Raw genomic sequence first — 16,646 nt, 5'->3', positions numbered from 1 at the left:
TCATGACAACCGTGCTTTTTGGACACGAATACCTCGCTTCTCCGGAGGTGACGCCTGCCGTTCGACTTAGATTGCTTGACGGCCCCCTTGACCTTGCCTGGAAGCATTCGGGCATGACGTCCGACTTCATTGCCGAAATGATGGCGCCCAGATTCCATCCTACGAAGCGGCTCTACAATCAGCTTCGCCAGGATATCGGCTATCTCGCCAACGAGCTCATTGAAAACGCCATAAAATTTCGAGCGCCAGGAGAGGTCGTCGTAGAAGCACTGGCGCAGTCCGATTGCGTTCGACTACGTGTATGCAACTTTGTCGATCGCGAGACAGCCGTACGGTTCCAGCGGCTGCTTGTCACGGTCACGAACGGCGATCCCGGCGATCTGCTGATCCAACAGATAGAGGCAAGCGCAACGTCAGCAAGCGGCAATGCGTCAGGATTGGGATTGTTGACGCTGATGAGCGACTATGAGGTACAATTTGCCTGGCTCTTCGAGGAGGACGGACCTCACCAACGCTCGAGACTTGAAACCTATGCCGCAATGGCAATTCCGCTATCATGAAACTGCGAGAGGTCTCCCTGTGGAAATTAGAGAAGAAGCCTACCGCGTCTGGTCCGAAGGCGGCACGGTATACTTTGATGGAACAATGCGTCTGGCCGGGCCTGAGGCCTACGCGCCCGTCCAAGCTCTCGCCATGAAGGCGCTTGCAGACGGCAATGGAAAGACAGTTCTGGATCTGACCGGACTGGAGTTTCTTAACTCCTCTGGCATAAACTTGCTTGCCAAGCTAACGATCGAGGCGCGCAAGCGCCCGGACGTCCACCTGACTGTGTTGGGTTCATCCCAGGTCTCATGGCAAACGAAGTCGTTGCCAAACCTGAAGAAGCTGCACCCGGGTGTGGACCTAAGAATGACCTGAGCAATCAAGATCCGGGGTCAAGCGAACCTGAATGCTTGCCCAATCGGAATGGAGGCCCAATTGCCTGACGACGAACGATCTCGCCCCCCGTCTGCGCCACCTGACGATGGCGACGGCAAGGCCGTGCAGATCGAACGCCGCCGATTTCCCCGCGAGACAAAACAGCTGGACGAGCAACCATCGCCTCCACCGGCGTTGAAGCCTTTGCGCTTTTCCACACGCGATTTCGAACCGGACAAGCAATTTGCCGCGTGGCAGGCCTACATGGCACCGCTTGTCGACGTCCGCCGTCCGGACAATTTTCCGCCCGATGCGGCTTTTGCAGCCGATCATGCTGCCTGGAACTTGGGTGGCATGCTGGTCGTGCAGCAAACGACCCCTGCCCACAGCTACGTGCGTTCGGAAGCGAAGGTGAGGTCAAGCCTGGTCGACCACTGGCAGATTTCTGTCCTTCGCAGTGGCCGAACATGGACTGAGGTTGATGGAAATGTCACAGCCGGCGAGCCAGGAAAGGTGGAGTTGCGGACACTCGGCTACCCATTTCGCGGGCGATCGACGGATGCCGAGACCCTATCCATCTTCATGCCTCGCGAACTGTTTTACCCCTCGTCCACTGAGATCACGAACAACATCGCTCTCTCTGGGACGCGCACGAAACTGCTAATTGATTTCCTGGATGGTGTGGAGGCAAAGCTCACGCAGCTTGCAGAAGGAGACCTTCCGCATGTTGTCCAAACCGTTCGCGACATGATCTTAGCCTGTGCTTCCTCGACAGGGCATCCGTCCACCGTTCCAGAGCAACTCACGAGCTTGCCGCTGAAGGAGCGAGTGCATCGCTTCGTGCAGTCCAATTTGATGTCCCCAGACCTCACCACCGACCGCTTGTGCCGGGAATTGGGCGTATCACGCACACGCCTCTACCAGGTCTTTGAGCCGGAGGGCGGTGTCCACCACTATATTCAGCGGCGCCGCCTTTTGTCAGCGCACGCTACGCTGAGTGACACGGCCAACAGGCGGCCAATCGTCGATATCGCCCTTGAAGCCGGTTTTTCCTCCGCCGCCCATTTCAGTCGCGCCTTCAGCAAGGAATTCGGCTACAGCCCGCGCGAGGCGAGAAACGTCGCCGTCCCGCCCTATCTCGCGCAGGCGATTGCGCCAGCTCCAGAAGGCGAAGGCGCCCAGTCTTTCGACAAATGGCTAAGAACGCTCGGACACAGCCGTCAAGGCTGAACGTGTCGCGTGTCATCTGAGGCTCGGGGCCGGACCCGCCTTGCGCTCCGGCGAGAAATCCGTGTCTGGCAATCGTGAGCAAGTCGCTCGTGCTTGGGAAGCATGACGAGCGAACGGACCTGCAGAAATGTACGCTGCTGCAAGTTTCAGGATCCGCAGCTAACGACAGCGACGGTATAAGCCTTTAGAAACGAAGCATAAATAACGAAATGCGGGAGGTAGCACTCCTGTTGAATGCACTTGGATGTGTAGCAAAGGCAGACTGTGAGGGAGCGTCCAATGGAGCCTATCCGCCTGAAAATGCAAGCTGCGAATGATCCCAATAGCGCCCTCGACCGCGAGGAAGCGCTTGCGGCGGCGTTCCACGATTTCGTACAGAGGACGCTCGGCGCAGGCTGGAACGAAATGGAAGTTGCCATGAAGTTGGCTGATATTGCCGACGACTACGTAATGGCACTCGCTCGAAGGATACCGGCAAACTAGTATTGAGTAACCATCCACACTTCGCGGGAAGCCAGCGCGAAGTGCCGGAACCCTTCAGCAAGGACCGCTTGCCGCTTCGCGATCTAGCGAGGCGGCAGGTCGGGGACCATAGCGGTCCAGACGATAAAATTCCTGGAACAACCGCCCGCAATTGCTAGTCTCAACACCCATTTTCGGCCGCAGCACTATTTCGCTTTACTCCCTGAGGGGCCACCGGACATGAGGTGGAACGCCCGATCATTTTGCCATTTGGTCGGCAGTATCGACGCAAAGCCGGCAACGCTCTACTATCCAGCATTCTTTGTTGATGCCGATGGACCTTCTCCGGGAAGGCTTACCCGTTCCAGATGCCCGCGATAGGGATCAACCGGACTGCCACTCAATAGAAGCACCTGCATGTCGGAGCAAATTGAGCCCACTTCATTTCGTGCGCCCTCAGCAGTGCTGTGGGTGGGCTTCATTGCGATGTGCATCGGCATGTTCATGGCGATCCTGGACGTGCAGGTCGTCGCCACATCACTTCCAACGATCCAGCAGGCAATCAACATTGATCCTGACCAGATGAGCTGGATCCAGACGGTCTACCTCATCGCCGAGGTGGTCGCAATTCCCCTTACCGGCCTACTGACGCGCGTCTTGACGATGCGATGGCTATTTGTCGCCTCCATTGGCCTGTTTGTCGTCGCTTCAGCAGGTTGCGCTGCGAGCAACAACTTCGGCGAGCTGATCGCCTGGCGCATCCTTCAAGGATTCTCCGGCGGGACATTGATTCCCTCCGTGTTTTCGGCTGTTTTCATCCTCTTCCCAAACGAGAGACAGGCAATTGCCACTACAATTGCGGGCGTGCTCGCCGTCCTCGCCCCAACAGTGGGGCCGATCATCGGCGGGTGGCTGACATCGACTTATTCATGGCACTGGCTTTTCCTGATCAACATCGCCCCAGGGATCATCTCGGCGCTCCTCGCCTGGCGGCTCCTGCCGCGGCAGAACGGATCCGGCTCCGAACTTCGAGAGCTAGATGGTTTGTCCCTTGTAATGATGGCGCTTGCGCTAACGAGCCTGGAGTTGGGACTGAAGGAAGCGCCGACGCAGGGCTGGCTCTCACCATATGTTCTGGGTTTGCTGTTGGCCAGCCTGTCGTGCGGGGCCTGGTTTGCATCCCGGTCGCTGCGAAAGGCACGTCCGATTGTCGAGCTGCGTCACTTCCGCGATCGCAATTTCCTCGTCGGCTCAGCGCTCAGCTTCCTGCTGGGGATCGGCCTCTTTGGCTCGGTCTATCTCATTCCGGTTTTCCTTGCTTTCATCCGGGGACACAATGCCCTGGAAATAGGCACGACGATGTTGGTTACAGGAGTGACCCAGTTGATTGTGGCACCAATTGCAGTTGCGCTCGAAAAGCGAACGGATCCACGTCTTCTTTCGGCAGTGGGCTTCGCTGTATTCGCATTCGGACTTGGGATGAGCGCGTTGCAGGACCCACGCTCGGACTACGACGCCATGTTCTGGCCCCAGGTTGTACGTGGCGCAGCGATCATGTTCTGTTTGCTGCCTCCGACGCGTCTTGCGCTCGGAAGCCTGCCGCCGGCGCAGGTGCCCGATGCAAGCGGGCTCTTCAACCTGATGCGCAATCTTGGCGGGGCGATCGGCATCGCGATGATCGACACGATTATCTACACGCGATCGGAACCCCTTGAACAGAGACTATGGGATGAACTGCGAGCTGGCGATGCAGCCACGGCAGCGTTTGTCGGAGCACCGGCGGGCACGATCAACAGCGCCAAAGGCACCCTCGGCCCCGATGCGATCGCCATGCTGGATCCGCTGGTACAAACTGCAGCAAGCGTTCAAGCAATCAACGAAGCCTGGCTGATCATTGCCCTCCTGACAGGCTGCGCACTGCTCTTTTTGCCATTTGCGAAGCCGGAACATCGCCCTTCTTTCGATCATCCGCGTTAAACGGTGAACACAGCGTTCAGTTGTCTTTTTATGATGGACGCCTCATCCCATGTTATGTCGATCGCAAATCCCACGGCAGTACGCGCCATCCAACGAGTTCAAATCATGAAGAAAATCGGTTTCCTGTCTTTCGGCCACTGGTCACCCTCACCGCAGTCGCAAACCCGATCTGCGGGCGACGCGCTGCTTCAATCCATCGATCTGGCCGTTGCCGCAGAAGAGCTGGGCGCAGATGGGGCGTATTTCCGCGTGCATCATTTCGCCAGGCAGCTCGCATCTCCCTTCCCCCTCCTGGCAGCAGTCGGTGCCAGGACAAGGAAGATAGAGATCGGCACCGCCGTAATCGATATGCGGTACGAGAACCCGCTCTACATGGCCGAAGATGCCGGAGCGGCCGACCTGATTGCAGGTGGTCGCCTGCAGCTCGGGATGAGCCGTGGCTCCCCGGAGCAGGTGATCGACGGATGGCGCTATTTCGGTTACCACCCCCAAGAGGGCTCGACGGATGCTGATATGGGCCGTGGCCACGCAGAAGTATTCTTGGAAGCGCTGAAGGGGGAAGGATTTGCACAACCCAACCCGCGCCCCATGTTCCCGAACCCACCGGGTCTTCTGCGCCTTGAGCCCTATTCGGAAGGATTGCGAGAGCGTATCTGGTGGGGAGCGGGATCCAATGCGACAGCCGTCTGGGCGGCCAAGCTCGGCATGAACCTGCAGAGTTCGACACTGAAGGACGATGAAACCGGCGAGCCATTCCACGTGCAGCAGGCGGCCCAGATCCGTGCATACAGAGATGCATGGAAAGAAGCCGGCCATAGCCGTACACCGCGGGTATCGGTCAGCCGCAGCATCTTTGCGCTCGTCGACGACCGCGATCACGCCTACTTCGGTCGCAGCAGCAAGGAACAGGATTCGATTGGCTACATCGACGAAAACACGCGTGCGATCTTTGGCCGTTCATATGCTGCCGAGCCGGACGCACTCGTTAAACAGCTGGCAGAGGACGAGGCCATTGCCGAAGCCGACACCCTCTTGCTTACCGTGCCAAACCAACTTGGCGTCGATTACAACGCGCATGTGATCGAGGCGATCCTCAAGCACGTGGCCCCCGCACTCGGCTGGCGATAGGAGGCTATTCTAGAAGCGAAGCAAGGAGGCAAGATCAAGGGATCAATGCTTCCTTGCAATCCCCCGCCTACTTTTTGACGACGAGCGCGCTGCGCCCGCTCGTCGTGTCCGCGACAAGTTCAGCAACTTCATCAGCCCGTGCCGCCGGGAAACGCGCAGTGATCTGCGCGCCGGTGTCAAGAAACGCCTCTTGCAGGATGTTAACTCCCAAGGCCGCGAGCCGTGCTTTGAGGAGCGCAAGATCGGAAAATCCAATACGGATCGTCCCTTCCACAGTGGGGACTACCTCAACGAGATCGCCGGCGCGCAGACATGCCGCTGCAGCGCCTCCGTATGCACGGATGAGCCCTCCAGTTCCGAGAAGAACACCACCAAACCACCGCGTCACGATAACAATGACCTTGTCGAGCGACTGGCCATCAATGGCCTGCAATATCGGTTTTCCCGCGGTTCCGCTCGGTTCGCCGTCGTCGCTGAAACGGTACGACTGGCCGATGCGCCAGGCAAAGCAGTTATGGTTCGCATCTACATGGGAGTGCGTGGCAAGCGCCTCCTTCGCGTCGAGTTCGGTGGCAATAGGAATGCCTGTCGCAAGGAAGCGACTTTTCTTTGCCACCTGTTCGACGGATATGGGACGTTCCAGAGAAAACATGATCGCTGTATATGCCAGCGCCGCCGCGGCGCGAAGATGGCTGGCGCGGAATCTTCGACATGGCAGAAACGCCGGCGATCCACTTGCTGGCTCAGGACCACGAGATGCATGCCGGTCCGTGCCAAAAGCAGGGCAATTCGTCCGGCACGCATCACGACCGACGCGTCTTAGTCATCGCCTGCACGCATTCTTGGGCAGATCGTTTGACATGTTGGAAAAGGATGCCGACATTGCCCAACGAGTTCAACGAAGCGGACGCAAGCACGCGAGACCGACAAAGCTTCTGGATGGGATGGACACTATGAACCTCAAGGACCCAACACTCTTCCGTCAAGCTGCCCTCATCGGAGGCACATGGATGGAGGCTGATCCGGCGAATGCCATCGAGGTGAATAATCCTGCGACCGGCGAGACTATCGGACTTGTACCGAAACTTGGCACGGCTGAAACGAAAGCGGCTATCGAGGCCGCGCGGGTTACTCAGAAAGAGTGGGCGGCCCGCACCGCAAAGGAAAGGTCAGGCATTCTTCGGAAATGGTTTGAGCTGATGATCGAAAGCAAGGACGATCTCGGCCGCATCTTGACGCTGGAGCAGGGCAAGCCGCTTGCCGAAGCAACCGGTGAAGTTGTCTACGGCGCGAGCTTCATCGAGTGGTTCGCTGAAGAAGCGCGGCGCGTCTATGGCGATCTCGTTCCCGGGCACCAGCCCGACAAGCGTATCATGGTGATGAAGCAGCCGATCGGCGTGGTTGCCGCAATCACCCCCTGGAATTTCCCAAACGCCATGATTACCCGTAAGGCCGGGCCGGCGTTTGCCGCCGGTTGCGCGATGGTGCTGAAGCCCGCCAGTCAGACGCCCTTCTCGGCCATCGCGATTGCCGTGCTTGCCGAACGCGCCGGGCTTCCGAAAGGGCTGTTTTCCGTTGTCACCGGCTCCGCACGCGAGATCGGCGCCGAGATGACCGCCAATCCGGCCGTTCGCAAGTTGACCTTTACCGGTTCGACCGAGATCGGAGCCGAACTTTACAAGCAGAGCGCTCCGACGATCAAGAAGCTGGGGTTGGAGCTCGGGGGCAACGCCCCATTCATCGTTTTCGACGACGCCGATCTCGATGCAGCGGTAGAAGGTGCCTTGATCGCCAAATTTCGTAACAATGGCCAGACCTGCGTGTGCGCCAACCGCCTGTACGTGCAGGAAGGCGTATATGATGCGTTCTCAGAGAAGCTCGCTGCAGCCGTCGGCAAGCTCAAAACCGGAAATGGTTTCGACGAAGGCGTCATTCTCGGACCGCTGATTGATCAGCCGGCCCTTGAGAAAGTCGAGGAGCACGTTGCTGATGCACTCGCCAAGGGTGCAAGCGTCGTCCAGGGCGGGAAACGTCACGCACTCGGTGGCACCTTCTATGAGGCGACGGTTCTCTCAAATGTCACGAAGGAAATGGTCGTGGCCCACGAAGAGACCTTCGGGCCAGTGGCGCCGCTCTTCCGCTTCAAGGACGAGGCAGATGTGATCGACCAGGCAAACGATACGGAATTTGGCCTTGCCTCGTACTTCTATGCAAAGGATCTCGCCCGCGTCTTCCGCGTAGCAGAGGCACTCGAATACGGCATGGTTGGCGTCAATACGGGACTGATCTCGACGGCCGAAGCACCGTTCGGCGGTGTCAAGCTTTCCGGCCTTGGACGAGAAGGCTCCAAATACGGCATCGAGGAATTCATGGAGATCAAGTACGTCTGCCTAGGTGGGATCAGGTAAGCGCTTGATATTACCCCGGGCCGCATGGCCTGGATGCCCTTATTAGGTAGGGATGGCAGGGGTGCGGAGTGCGCCCTACCCTGAAATGCGGCCCGCCAAAGGTGGAGTTTTGTTTGCCGGCGTAGCGTCCCATCAACCGAAATTACGCGGTTCCTAGCAATAGCGTGATTACCTTACCCATGGTTATTGCTTGTCTTTCGTGCCATATTAGCTGCAGCACTGCTCAACATTTGAGTCGCGATCAAGCGCAAGAATGGAGACGATAAAGATGCTATATGGCCCTCCCAAGCCAATTTCGAATTCCTCTGACTATTTGAAGGAACGAATACTAGGTTTTGCCGTTTTCTCATTGAGCGCGCCGACAGGGCAGCGATCCCGTTTCAACCAGCCGGCCGCGGGAGAGCATCATGCAAAAGGGTGAAAGCGACGTCTTCGATCTTTTCTCGGAAATTTATACAAGCGCCGCGCAAGAAGAACTGAGCCTACAAGAATATCTGCTAGCCTGCCGTGATGATAAGAGTCTCTATGCGACGGCGCAGGAACGAATGGTAGAAGCGATCGGCGAACCAACGCTGATCGACACTAGCGCAGATGAGCGACTAGGCCGAATTTTCGCCAATCGTACAGTCAAGATCTATCCGTCCTTCGCTGACTTCTACGGGATGGAAGACACAATCGAGCGTATTGTGGGCTATTTCAGGTATGCCGCGCAGGGTCTCGAGGAGCGCAAGCAGATCCTCTATCTCCTTGGGCCCGTTGGCGGTGGCAAATCGTCGCTTGCAGAACGCCTCAAGAGACTGATGGAGCAGCGTCCAATTTATACCCTTGCCGTGAACGGCAAGATCAGCCCGATCTTCGAATCTCCTCTCGGACTCTTTCATCCTGAAAGGATGGCAGGCCTCCTGGAGGACAAATATGGGATTGCAAGACGGAGACTGACGGGCCTTATTTCACCCTGGGCAACCAAACGCCTCGACGAAATTGGCGGCGATATATCGAAGTTCAGTGTTGTCAAACTGACACCATCTCGCCTGCGACAAATCGCGATCGCCAAGACTGAACCGGGTGATGAGAATAACCAGGATGTGTCTGCGCTGGTTGGTAAAGTGGATATTCGCCAGCTTGAAAATTTCAGTCAGGCAGATCCGGATGCCTATTCCTACAGCGGCGGACTGAACCGGACGACCCAAGGCCTTCTCGAATTCGTCGAAATGTTCAAGGCCCCGATCAAGGTGCTGCATCCGTTGCTGACCGCAACGCAAGAAGGCAGTTACAACGGGACCGAGAATTTCGGTGCCTTCCCCTTCCAAGGTATTGTCGTCGCCCACTCCAACGAGTCCGAGTGGCTGCAATTCAAGAATAACAAGAACAATGAGGCCTTCCTTGACCGCATCCTGGTCGTAAAGGTGCCGTATTGCCTGCGGGTGACTGAAGAACGCCAGATTTATGAGAAGTTGCTACGCGAAAGTGAATTGGCAAAGAGCCCGTGCGCGCCGGAGGTGCTCGAGAATCTGAGCCGCTTCACGGTTGCGACGCGCCTCCACGTTCACGAGAACTCACCGCTCTATACGAAGATGCGGGTCTACGACGGGGAGAACCTGAAGGACACCGATCCCAAGGCCAAGTCCGTGCAGGAGTATCGTGACGCGGCCGGTGTTGACGAGGGCATGACTGGCATTAGCACCCGCTTTGCCTTCAAGGTTCTTTCCGAAACTTTCAACTACGACACGAAGGAGGTGGCAGCCGACCCCGTGCACCTGATGTATATCATGGAGCAAGCGATCCGCCGCGAACAGTTTCCCAAGGAAACCGAGGCACGCTATCTTGATTTCATAAAGTCCGAGCTTGCTGCGCGGTATGCCGAATTTATCGGCCACGAGATCCAGAAGGCCTATCTGGAATCCTACAGCGAATATGGGCAGAACCTGTTCGACCGCTACATCTCCTACGCCGATGCATGGCTGGAAGACCAGGACTTCAAGGACTACGACACCGGTCAGATTCTCAATCGCGAAATTCTCGACAGCGAACTATCGCAAATCGAGAAGCCGGCCGGTATCGCCAATCCCAAGGACTTCCGCAACGAGGTCGTCAAGTTCACCTTGCGCGCCCGCGCGAAGAACCACGGCCGAAATCCGTCCTGGACGAGCTATGAGAAGCTTCGCGAGGTTATCGAGAAGCGCATGTTTGGCCAGGTGGAGGATCTCCTCCCGGTCATCAGCTTCGGCTCCAAGAAGGATAGTTCGACGGAAAAACAGCATGCCGAATTCGTCCAGCGCATGACCCAGCGTGGCTATACGGTTCGCCAGGTCCGACGTCTGGTCGATTGGTACATGCGGGTCAACAAGGCCGGTTGACGATGCCAAAGCGAGGGATTGGCAGATGCCGAATTTCATCGACCGCCGGCTCAACCCGAAGGATAAGAGCCTCGGCAACCGGCAACGTTTCCTGAAGCGTGCCCGCGAAGAACTGAAGCGAGCAATCAAGGAGCAGGTCAAGTCCGACAAAATTGCCGACGTGGACGCCGCTCATGGTGTCCCCATGCCCAAGCGTGGCGCCGGCGAGCCGACCTTTCAGCCTTCCTCCGGCAGCGGCGAACGGGAATACATTCTTCCTGGAAACAAGGAGTATATGGCTGGCGACAAGTTGTCGCGACCTCAAGGCGGTGGGGGCGGAAGCGGCCGCGGCGCTGGCCGCGGCGAAAGCGAGGATGAGTTCCATTTCATTCTCTCCAGAGAAGAGGTTCTGGACCTTTTCTTCGAGGACCTTGAACTGCCCGACATGGTCAAGCTGAACCTCAAGGAGACGGTGACCTACAAGCCGCATCGGGTCGGCTTCAGCACGGCTGGGACCCCCACCAATATCAATGTCGGGCGAACCATGCGCAATAGCTTCGGGCGCCGTATTGCTCTTCAGCGACCGAGCGAAGCTGCGGTGAAGGCGCTTTCGGACGAGATCGTTGCTCTGGAAGCCGAAAAGGAGCTGTCAGCGCCTAATCGGCGCCGCTTGCAGGCGCTGCGCGAAGAACTGGAGCAACTTGAGCGCAGGCGGCGGCGAATTTCCTATGTCGATCCGGTTGACATTCGTTTCAATCGCTTCGAGCGCCAGCCAATTCCCAACGCCAGTGCTGTGATGTTCTGCCTCATGGACGTGTCAGCATCTATGGGCGAGCGGGAAAAGGATCTTGCAAAACGCTTTTTTGTCCTGCTCCACCTCTTCCTGACCCGTCGTTACGAGCGGATAGATATCGTTTTCATCCGCCATACCGACGAGGCGCGTGAGGTCGATGAGGAAACTTTCTTCTACAGCAAGCAGAGCGGCGGCACCGTCGTCTCCACTGCCCTTGAAGAAATGCTTCGCGTCATCGAGGAGAGATATCCGGCACATCTTTGGAATATCTACGCCGCCCAGGCCTCGGACGGTGATAACATCAGCGGCGATTCAGAGCGCTGTGCTGCACTGCTTCGCGATCATCTCATGCGGCTTTGCCAGTACTACGCCTATGTTGAGATCATTGACGAGCGCGAAACAGAAATATTTGGAACGACCGACAACGGCACGTCGCTCTGGCGGGCCTATCGCAGTGTCGATGGAGAGGTGCCGAACTTCCAGATGACGCGGATCTCCCGACCTGCAGACATCTATCCGGTATTCCGCAAGCTCTTTACCCGACAGCCTGCCATGCGCACGCGCAAGTAAGGACAACCGATGGCGAGACGCTCGAGTTCAGGCCTCCTGTTTGATGGTTCCGACTGGAATTTTGCGACGCTTTCGCGTGCCTACGATGCCATTGAGACGATTGCGCTCGATGAGATGGGACTGGATGTCTATCCGAACCAGCTTGAGATCATTTCCTCAGAGCAGATGCTGGACGCGTATTCCTCCGTTGGCATGCCGTTGATGTATCAGCACTGGTCTTTCGGCAAGCGTTTCATCTTCGAGGACAACCTCTATCGCAAGGGGCAGCGCGGCCTCGCCTACGAAATCGTCATCAACTCCAACCCCTGCATTGTCTATCTGATGGAAGAAAATACCATGGCGATGCAGACGCTGGTGACAGCACACGCCGCCTTCGGCCACAACCATTTTTTCAAGAACAACTACCTCTTCCGGCAATGGACTGACGCGGGTGCCATCCTGAGCTATATGGACTTCGCGAAGAAATACATCACGAAGTGCGAGGAACGGCACGGCTTGAGCGCGGTGGAGGCTATCCTCGATTCAGCACACGCCCTGATGGATCAGGGCGTGTTTCGCTACAGGCGGCCGCCCCGCCTGTCCTCCGAGAAGGTCCGCGAACGGGCACGCGAACGGCTGGAATACGAAGAGCAGACCTACAGCGACCTGTGGCGCACCCTGCCGTTGACGGCAGAAAATCGCAATCCGGAGGATGCTGAGCGAGACGCATCCGAACGCAAGAAGGTCCTCAATCTCCCGGAAGAAAACCTCCTCTATTTTCTCGAGAAACACAGCCTCATTCTCGACCCTTGGCAGCGCGAGTTGCTGCGCATCGTTCGTGTCATCGCACAATATTTCTACCCCCAGCGCCAGACCAAGGTGATGAATGAGGGGTGCGCGACCTACGTGCACTACACAATCATAAACCGGCTTTTTGACCAGGGGCGGATAAGCGAAGGCGCGATGCTTGAACTGCTGAAAAGCCACTCGAACGTCGTATTCCAGCCTGACTTCGACGACCCCCGCTTTCCTGGTATAAACCCCTATGCGTTGGGATTCGCGATGATGCAGGATATCGAGCGCATCTGCACAGCACCGACAGAGGAAGACCGGGATTGGTTTCCGTCCTTTGCAGGCAATGGCGACCCACAGGGAACATTGCTCGATGCCTGGGCGAACCACCGGGACGAGTCCTTCATACTGCAGTATCTCAGCCCGGCGATGATCCGCAAGTTCCGGCTGTTCCTGCTTTCCGATCGCGCCTCAGACAGTTACTGCGAGGTTTCCTCCATTCATAACGAGCGTGGTTATTCAACGATCCGCTCCGCGCTTGCCCGCAGTTACGATATCGGGACACGGCAACCTGACATCCAGGTGATCGATGTCGACCTACTCGGGGACCGACAGCTTCGTCTACAGCACAATGTCAAGAACGGCATCCTGCTGGACGAAGCTAGTCGTGACGCTACGCTTGGCCATATTCGTCATCTGTGGGGCTACGACGTGAGCCTCACGGGCATCGATGCCACGACGGATGCGGTCCTTTACGAGTGCTCGACCGCCGACATTTGAGTGCGGACTTGGCTCCGCCCAGGAGAATTGCCCCCTTGGTTTGCCCAAAGCATCTCGAAGCGATCTTGCCAAACAGGCTTGGGAGGTGCCGCTGACGCACGCAAGGTGTAAACACCGGCCACGCCTCGCGCGACGAGCGGCGTCGATTGATCAGTGGCGCTCAGGAGGTGGCGGGAAGCCCACGATGGTCTCGAGCCAACGGCCACCTCGCTCTCATCCCGGCGTCATAGTAGCAAAGGCAGCTCGCGGAACAATGGCGCCAGGCAATGACCAGCAACCAAACCTACACTCCAAGCCCGACCGCGGTGGTGCGATGGACACCCTTGGGCAGAAAAGGGAAGGCATCGGAAACGCCGAGGTAGTTCGCCGCTAGATGGACAACGGAGAGCCACATCTCGGTCCCCTGGAGGCTCGGCGCCCCCCCGTCGGCGAAAGCGAAACCCTTCCCGTCCTGCCATCGATCCAACGCTTTGACAATGATCGTGCGAGCGATGTCCTCGGCATCACCGCGACGGTAGTCTGTCTGCCGCGCGATCAGGTAGAGCGGGTGGATGGTGTCGAGCAAATTGCACGCGGTATATGTTGTCCCGGTGAATCCCCTGTGGTTGCGATAGTTGAGGACGACCGTCTCAAGCGACAGCTCAGGTAATGGAAGCGGAACTCCGAACTGAGCATAGGTGCCGCGAGTCAGGCGGTAAAAGCCGTTAACAGGCTGGAGCCATCCTTCAGCTGACGTTGGCGAGCCCCAGAGGCCGGTCGTCCGGTTGAGGTTTCGTGTAAGCCAGTCGAACAATTCGTCCCGCGGCTGTTTCACGCCAAAGTACCTCGCGTTGAAATACATGGCCGTCCCGATTGCATCGACCACACTGCCAGCGCTCCACGCGTGTGTCTTCCACGGCAGCCTTGAAAGCCAGTTGTCCAGCTCATCGGGAGTAATTTGTACGGTCTGTATGGCTTGCCGCGGATTTGCGCCAAGAATCTCAAGTGCATAGCCGACAGAAAGGACGTTATAGAGTGCTTTGGGGTCCTCCCTGAGTGTGGCGGTATGTCCGACAGTATCTTTTTCGGGAAACAATCCGCTCTCGACATCTTGTAGTCGCTGAAGCCGCTCGATCGTTTCAGGAACATCGAGACCAGGGGGAACCTCTCCAAAACCCGCAGCGATTTCAATAGCGTCGCATAGGTGACGAGCCGCCGGCCTTCGGATGCCGTCTGCTTCCAAAGATTCGTAGGAGTCGACCGTCTTCCATTGAGCAAGAATCTCGTGCCATTGATCTCGCGCCTTTTTGCCAAGCTTACGCAGGCAGGTATCAACATCCACCCCGACGGACGTCCCAGTAGCCACACGCCGATTGCGTATCACCCGCGCGGGAACACCAGCGGCAATTGACATTGGCGGGATATCGCCAACAACGACAGCTCCAGCTGCGATTATAGCGCCGCTCCCGATGATTGAGCCGTCCAGTATGACTGCATTTGCCCCGACCCAAACGTCGTCACCGATCGATATCCCGACAGTCGTCACCTTCTGGCGATGGATCGGAATCTCGGTGCTCTCAAAGCCGTGATTAAAGCCGACGATCGAAACATGTGATGCGATGCGCACACCGTTGCCACACGTAACCCGTCCAGAGAGGCAGGCATAAGGATTGACAGTGCAATCGTCGCCGAGGACAATTTCTCCTCTAACCAGAGCGTAGCCCGCAATCCACGATCGCTCACCCAACTCGAGCCTCTCAGTGAAAACCGCTGCATGTTCGGCGACGTAGGACGTGTCTGCCAACTTCGCTCCGCACGCTTCTCGAAGCTCCGCCTTGCGTGCGAGATGATCAGGGTGGTCAATGTCGGCGGCCACACGCTCCCAGGGCAGAAACTGGAGCCTGCGAGGTTCGCCTTCAACACCTTGCGGCGGTACACTCAAAGTGTCCATTGTCGTTTCCTGGGCCAAATCAGCCTCCGAATATACGCTTGCCTTCCGCCATTAGCTGCTTTGCAGCCTCCGAGGGACTGATCTGCTCGAAGGCGAGACTGTCGGCGGTGGCCGTTAGAACCTGCTGCGAAAACTCGGCGGCCCCAATTGGAATGGCAGGTGGGTACGGGCCGACCCTCTCCTTCAATGACATGATGTACTCGATTGTCTGTTTCGAAACCTTGTCTCCCGTAGCCGCCACGTCTCCCTGTATTTTCATGTTCACTGGAACACCACGTTCGGTACCAAGCGCATGTCCAGCGTTGGGATCATTGACGAAGAAGTTGATGAACTTTGCGGCTGTCTCCGGCGACTTCGACCATGGCGATATCGACCATAATGTCGAAGGCCGGTAAAACAACCCAGACGGACCCGCAGCCTCGTGCGTGGGTAGCGCGCCGATCGACATCTCGGACTTTGCCAGATTGCCGTAACCGGCAAGCTGATTGGAGTATGCGAATGCCATGACGGCGTTTCCGCTGGCCACAGGGTTAGTCTCGATATTGCCTTTGTCCAGCGCCTGGATGTCGGCTGTCACACACCCCCCCGCCTTCGCAAGCTGGTCCCAGTAGTCGAACCATTCGGCAGCGTCGGCTTCCTCGAACCCGAGGTGACCGTCCTGCGTGAAGAGCGTCTTTCCCCGCTGGCGCAACCACACCTCGAAAACAAAGCTATAGCGCGCGCCGTTGCCTACGGCGAAAATGTTCTGAGTCCCTACCGACTTCCTGAAGTCCGTGCAGATCGTCTTGAACTGCGCCCAGGTTGTGGTCGCTGTCGGTGCTGCTACCCCGGCCTTTTCCAGAGCCGTCTTGTCGATGATAAGAGCCGCGGCGTTTAGAGAGGTGGGGACACCTGTGAGCTTGCCGTCGACTGTTCCGAGATCCAGCGCGCCGGGCGCGAAGTCGTGCGAGCTAATAATGCTGTCCTGGAACTGGGTCATATCCAGAGTCGCGCCGCGCCGCGAATAGTCAGCAAAGGTAACGGGTTCCAAGGCAAAGACATCCGGAACGTTCCGGCCAGCCACCATCGTACTTAGTTTCACCCAGTAGTCAGATGTCGCGACCTGTCCGACAAATTTCACCCCAGGAGCGGACGTCTCGAACTGCTTGATAACCGCGCCGGTTCGCTTTGCCCGATCAGGATTTCCCCACCAGAAGACCCTCAGGGCTTCCTCGGCGGCCGACGCGCCGGGGATGTCGATAATTGCAGCGGCAATTGCACTCGCAATGAATTCTCTACGTCTCAGCATCTTCCCCTCCCAGGTCAATGCCGCCCGCTTGATGCGGCGACTTGGCAACGATATA

Annotated in this window: 13 protein-coding genes; 10 read left to right on the top strand and 3 right to left on the bottom strand. The window is 57.5% G+C overall.

Annotation, left to right across the window (positions count from 1 at the left end):
* Nucleotides 1-2 precede the first annotated feature (2 nt).
* The 6 genes from JNB88_RS10245 (at nt 3) to JNB88_RS10220 (ending at nt 5,715) form a co-directional block, all read left to right on the top strand.
* Complete coding sequence (locus JNB88_RS10245; protein WP_220355366.1) at nt 3-560, top strand: slr1658 superfamily regulator; 558 nt, start codon at nt 3-5, stop codon at nt 558-560.
* 19 nt (nt 561-579) lie between these two features.
* The gene (locus tag JNB88_RS10240; protein WP_220355365.1) at nt 580-918 is read left to right on the top strand and encodes a slr1659 superfamily regulator; all 339 of its coding nucleotides are present in this window, start codon (nt 580-582) and stop codon (nt 916-918) included.
* Nucleotides 919-978: 60 nt separating this feature from the next.
* Nucleotides 979-2,148 carry a helix-turn-helix domain-containing protein gene (locus JNB88_RS10235; RefSeq protein WP_223217149.1) on the top strand — a complete coding sequence of 390 codons (1,170 nt, stop codon included), beginning with the start codon at nt 979-981 and terminating at the stop codon, nt 2,146-2,148.
* Between the two features lie 279 nt (nt 2,149-2,427).
* Nucleotides 2,428-2,631: a hypothetical protein gene (locus JNB88_RS10230; protein WP_037129615.1), complete on the top strand. Its 204-nt coding sequence runs from the start codon at nt 2,428-2,430 to the stop codon at nt 2,629-2,631.
* A gap of 396 nt (nt 2,632-3,027) precedes the next feature.
* Nucleotides 3,028-4,587, top strand: a complete 1,560-nt coding sequence (locus tag JNB88_RS10225) for a DHA2 family efflux MFS transporter permease subunit (RefSeq protein ID WP_220355363.1) — start codon at nt 3,028-3,030, stop codon at nt 4,585-4,587.
* A gap of 105 nt (nt 4,588-4,692) precedes the next feature.
* A complete protein-coding gene (locus tag JNB88_RS10220) occupies nt 4,693-5,715 on the top strand; it encodes an LLM class flavin-dependent oxidoreductase (RefSeq protein ID WP_220355362.1) in 1,023 nt (340 codons plus the stop codon).
* Nucleotides 5,716-5,782: 67 nt separating this feature from the next.
* Here the strand turns inward: JNB88_RS10220 and JNB88_RS10215 are convergent, their stop codons facing one another.
* Nucleotides 5,783-6,367: an IMPACT family protein gene (locus tag JNB88_RS10215; RefSeq protein ID WP_220355361.1), complete on the bottom strand. Its 585-nt coding sequence runs from the start codon at nt 6,365-6,367 to the stop codon at nt 5,783-5,785.
* 301 nt (nt 6,368-6,668) lie between these two features.
* Here JNB88_RS10215 and gabD point away from each other — a divergent pair, with 301 nt between their 5' ends.
* The 4 genes from gabD to JNB88_RS10195 all read left to right on the top strand — a co-directional run bounded on the left by gabD (nt 6,669) and on the right by JNB88_RS10195 (nt 13,373).
* Nucleotides 6,669-8,123, top strand: a complete 1,455-nt coding sequence (gabD, locus tag JNB88_RS10210) for an NADP-dependent succinate-semialdehyde dehydrogenase (RefSeq protein WP_220355360.1) — start codon at nt 6,669-6,671, stop codon at nt 8,121-8,123.
* A 407-nt stretch (nt 8,124-8,530) separates the two neighbouring features.
* Nucleotides 8,531-10,480 (top strand): PrkA family serine protein kinase, encoded by a 1,950-nt coding sequence (locus JNB88_RS10205; protein WP_037129597.1) that lies wholly within the window; start codon nt 8,531-8,533, stop codon nt 10,478-10,480.
* Between the two features lie 25 nt (nt 10,481-10,505).
* The gene (locus JNB88_RS10200; RefSeq protein WP_220355359.1) at nt 10,506-11,822 is read left to right on the top strand and encodes a YeaH/YhbH family protein; all 1,317 of its coding nucleotides are present in this window, start codon (nt 10,506-10,508) and stop codon (nt 11,820-11,822) included.
* Nucleotides 11,823-11,831: 9 nt separating this feature from the next.
* The gene (locus tag JNB88_RS10195; protein ID WP_220355358.1) at nt 11,832-13,373 is read left to right on the top strand and encodes a SpoVR family protein; all 1,542 of its coding nucleotides are present in this window, start codon (nt 11,832-11,834) and stop codon (nt 13,371-13,373) included.
* Nucleotides 13,374-13,656: 283 nt separating this feature from the next.
* Here JNB88_RS10195 and JNB88_RS10190 read toward each other — a convergent pair whose 3' ends face one another.
* Together JNB88_RS10190 and JNB88_RS10185 are read right to left on the bottom strand one after the other, a co-directional pair.
* Nucleotides 13,657-15,303: an acyltransferase gene (locus tag JNB88_RS10190; RefSeq protein WP_220355357.1), complete on the bottom strand. Its 1,647-nt coding sequence runs from the start codon at nt 15,301-15,303 to the stop codon at nt 13,657-13,659.
* A 19-nt stretch (nt 15,304-15,322) separates the two neighbouring features.
* Nucleotides 15,323-16,591: an ABC transporter substrate-binding protein gene (locus JNB88_RS10185; protein ID WP_220355356.1), complete on the bottom strand. Its 1,269-nt coding sequence runs from the start codon at nt 16,589-16,591 to the stop codon at nt 15,323-15,325.
* Nucleotides 16,592-16,646 lie beyond the last annotated feature (55 nt).

Source organism: Rhizobium cauense (assembly GCF_019511525.1).
Taxonomy (GTDB): Bacteria; Pseudomonadota; Alphaproteobacteria; order Rhizobiales; family Rhizobiaceae; genus Rhizobium; species Rhizobium cauense.
The sequence above is the reverse complement of the archived record's forward strand: the minus strand, read 5'-3'. Positions and strand labels throughout refer to the sequence as shown.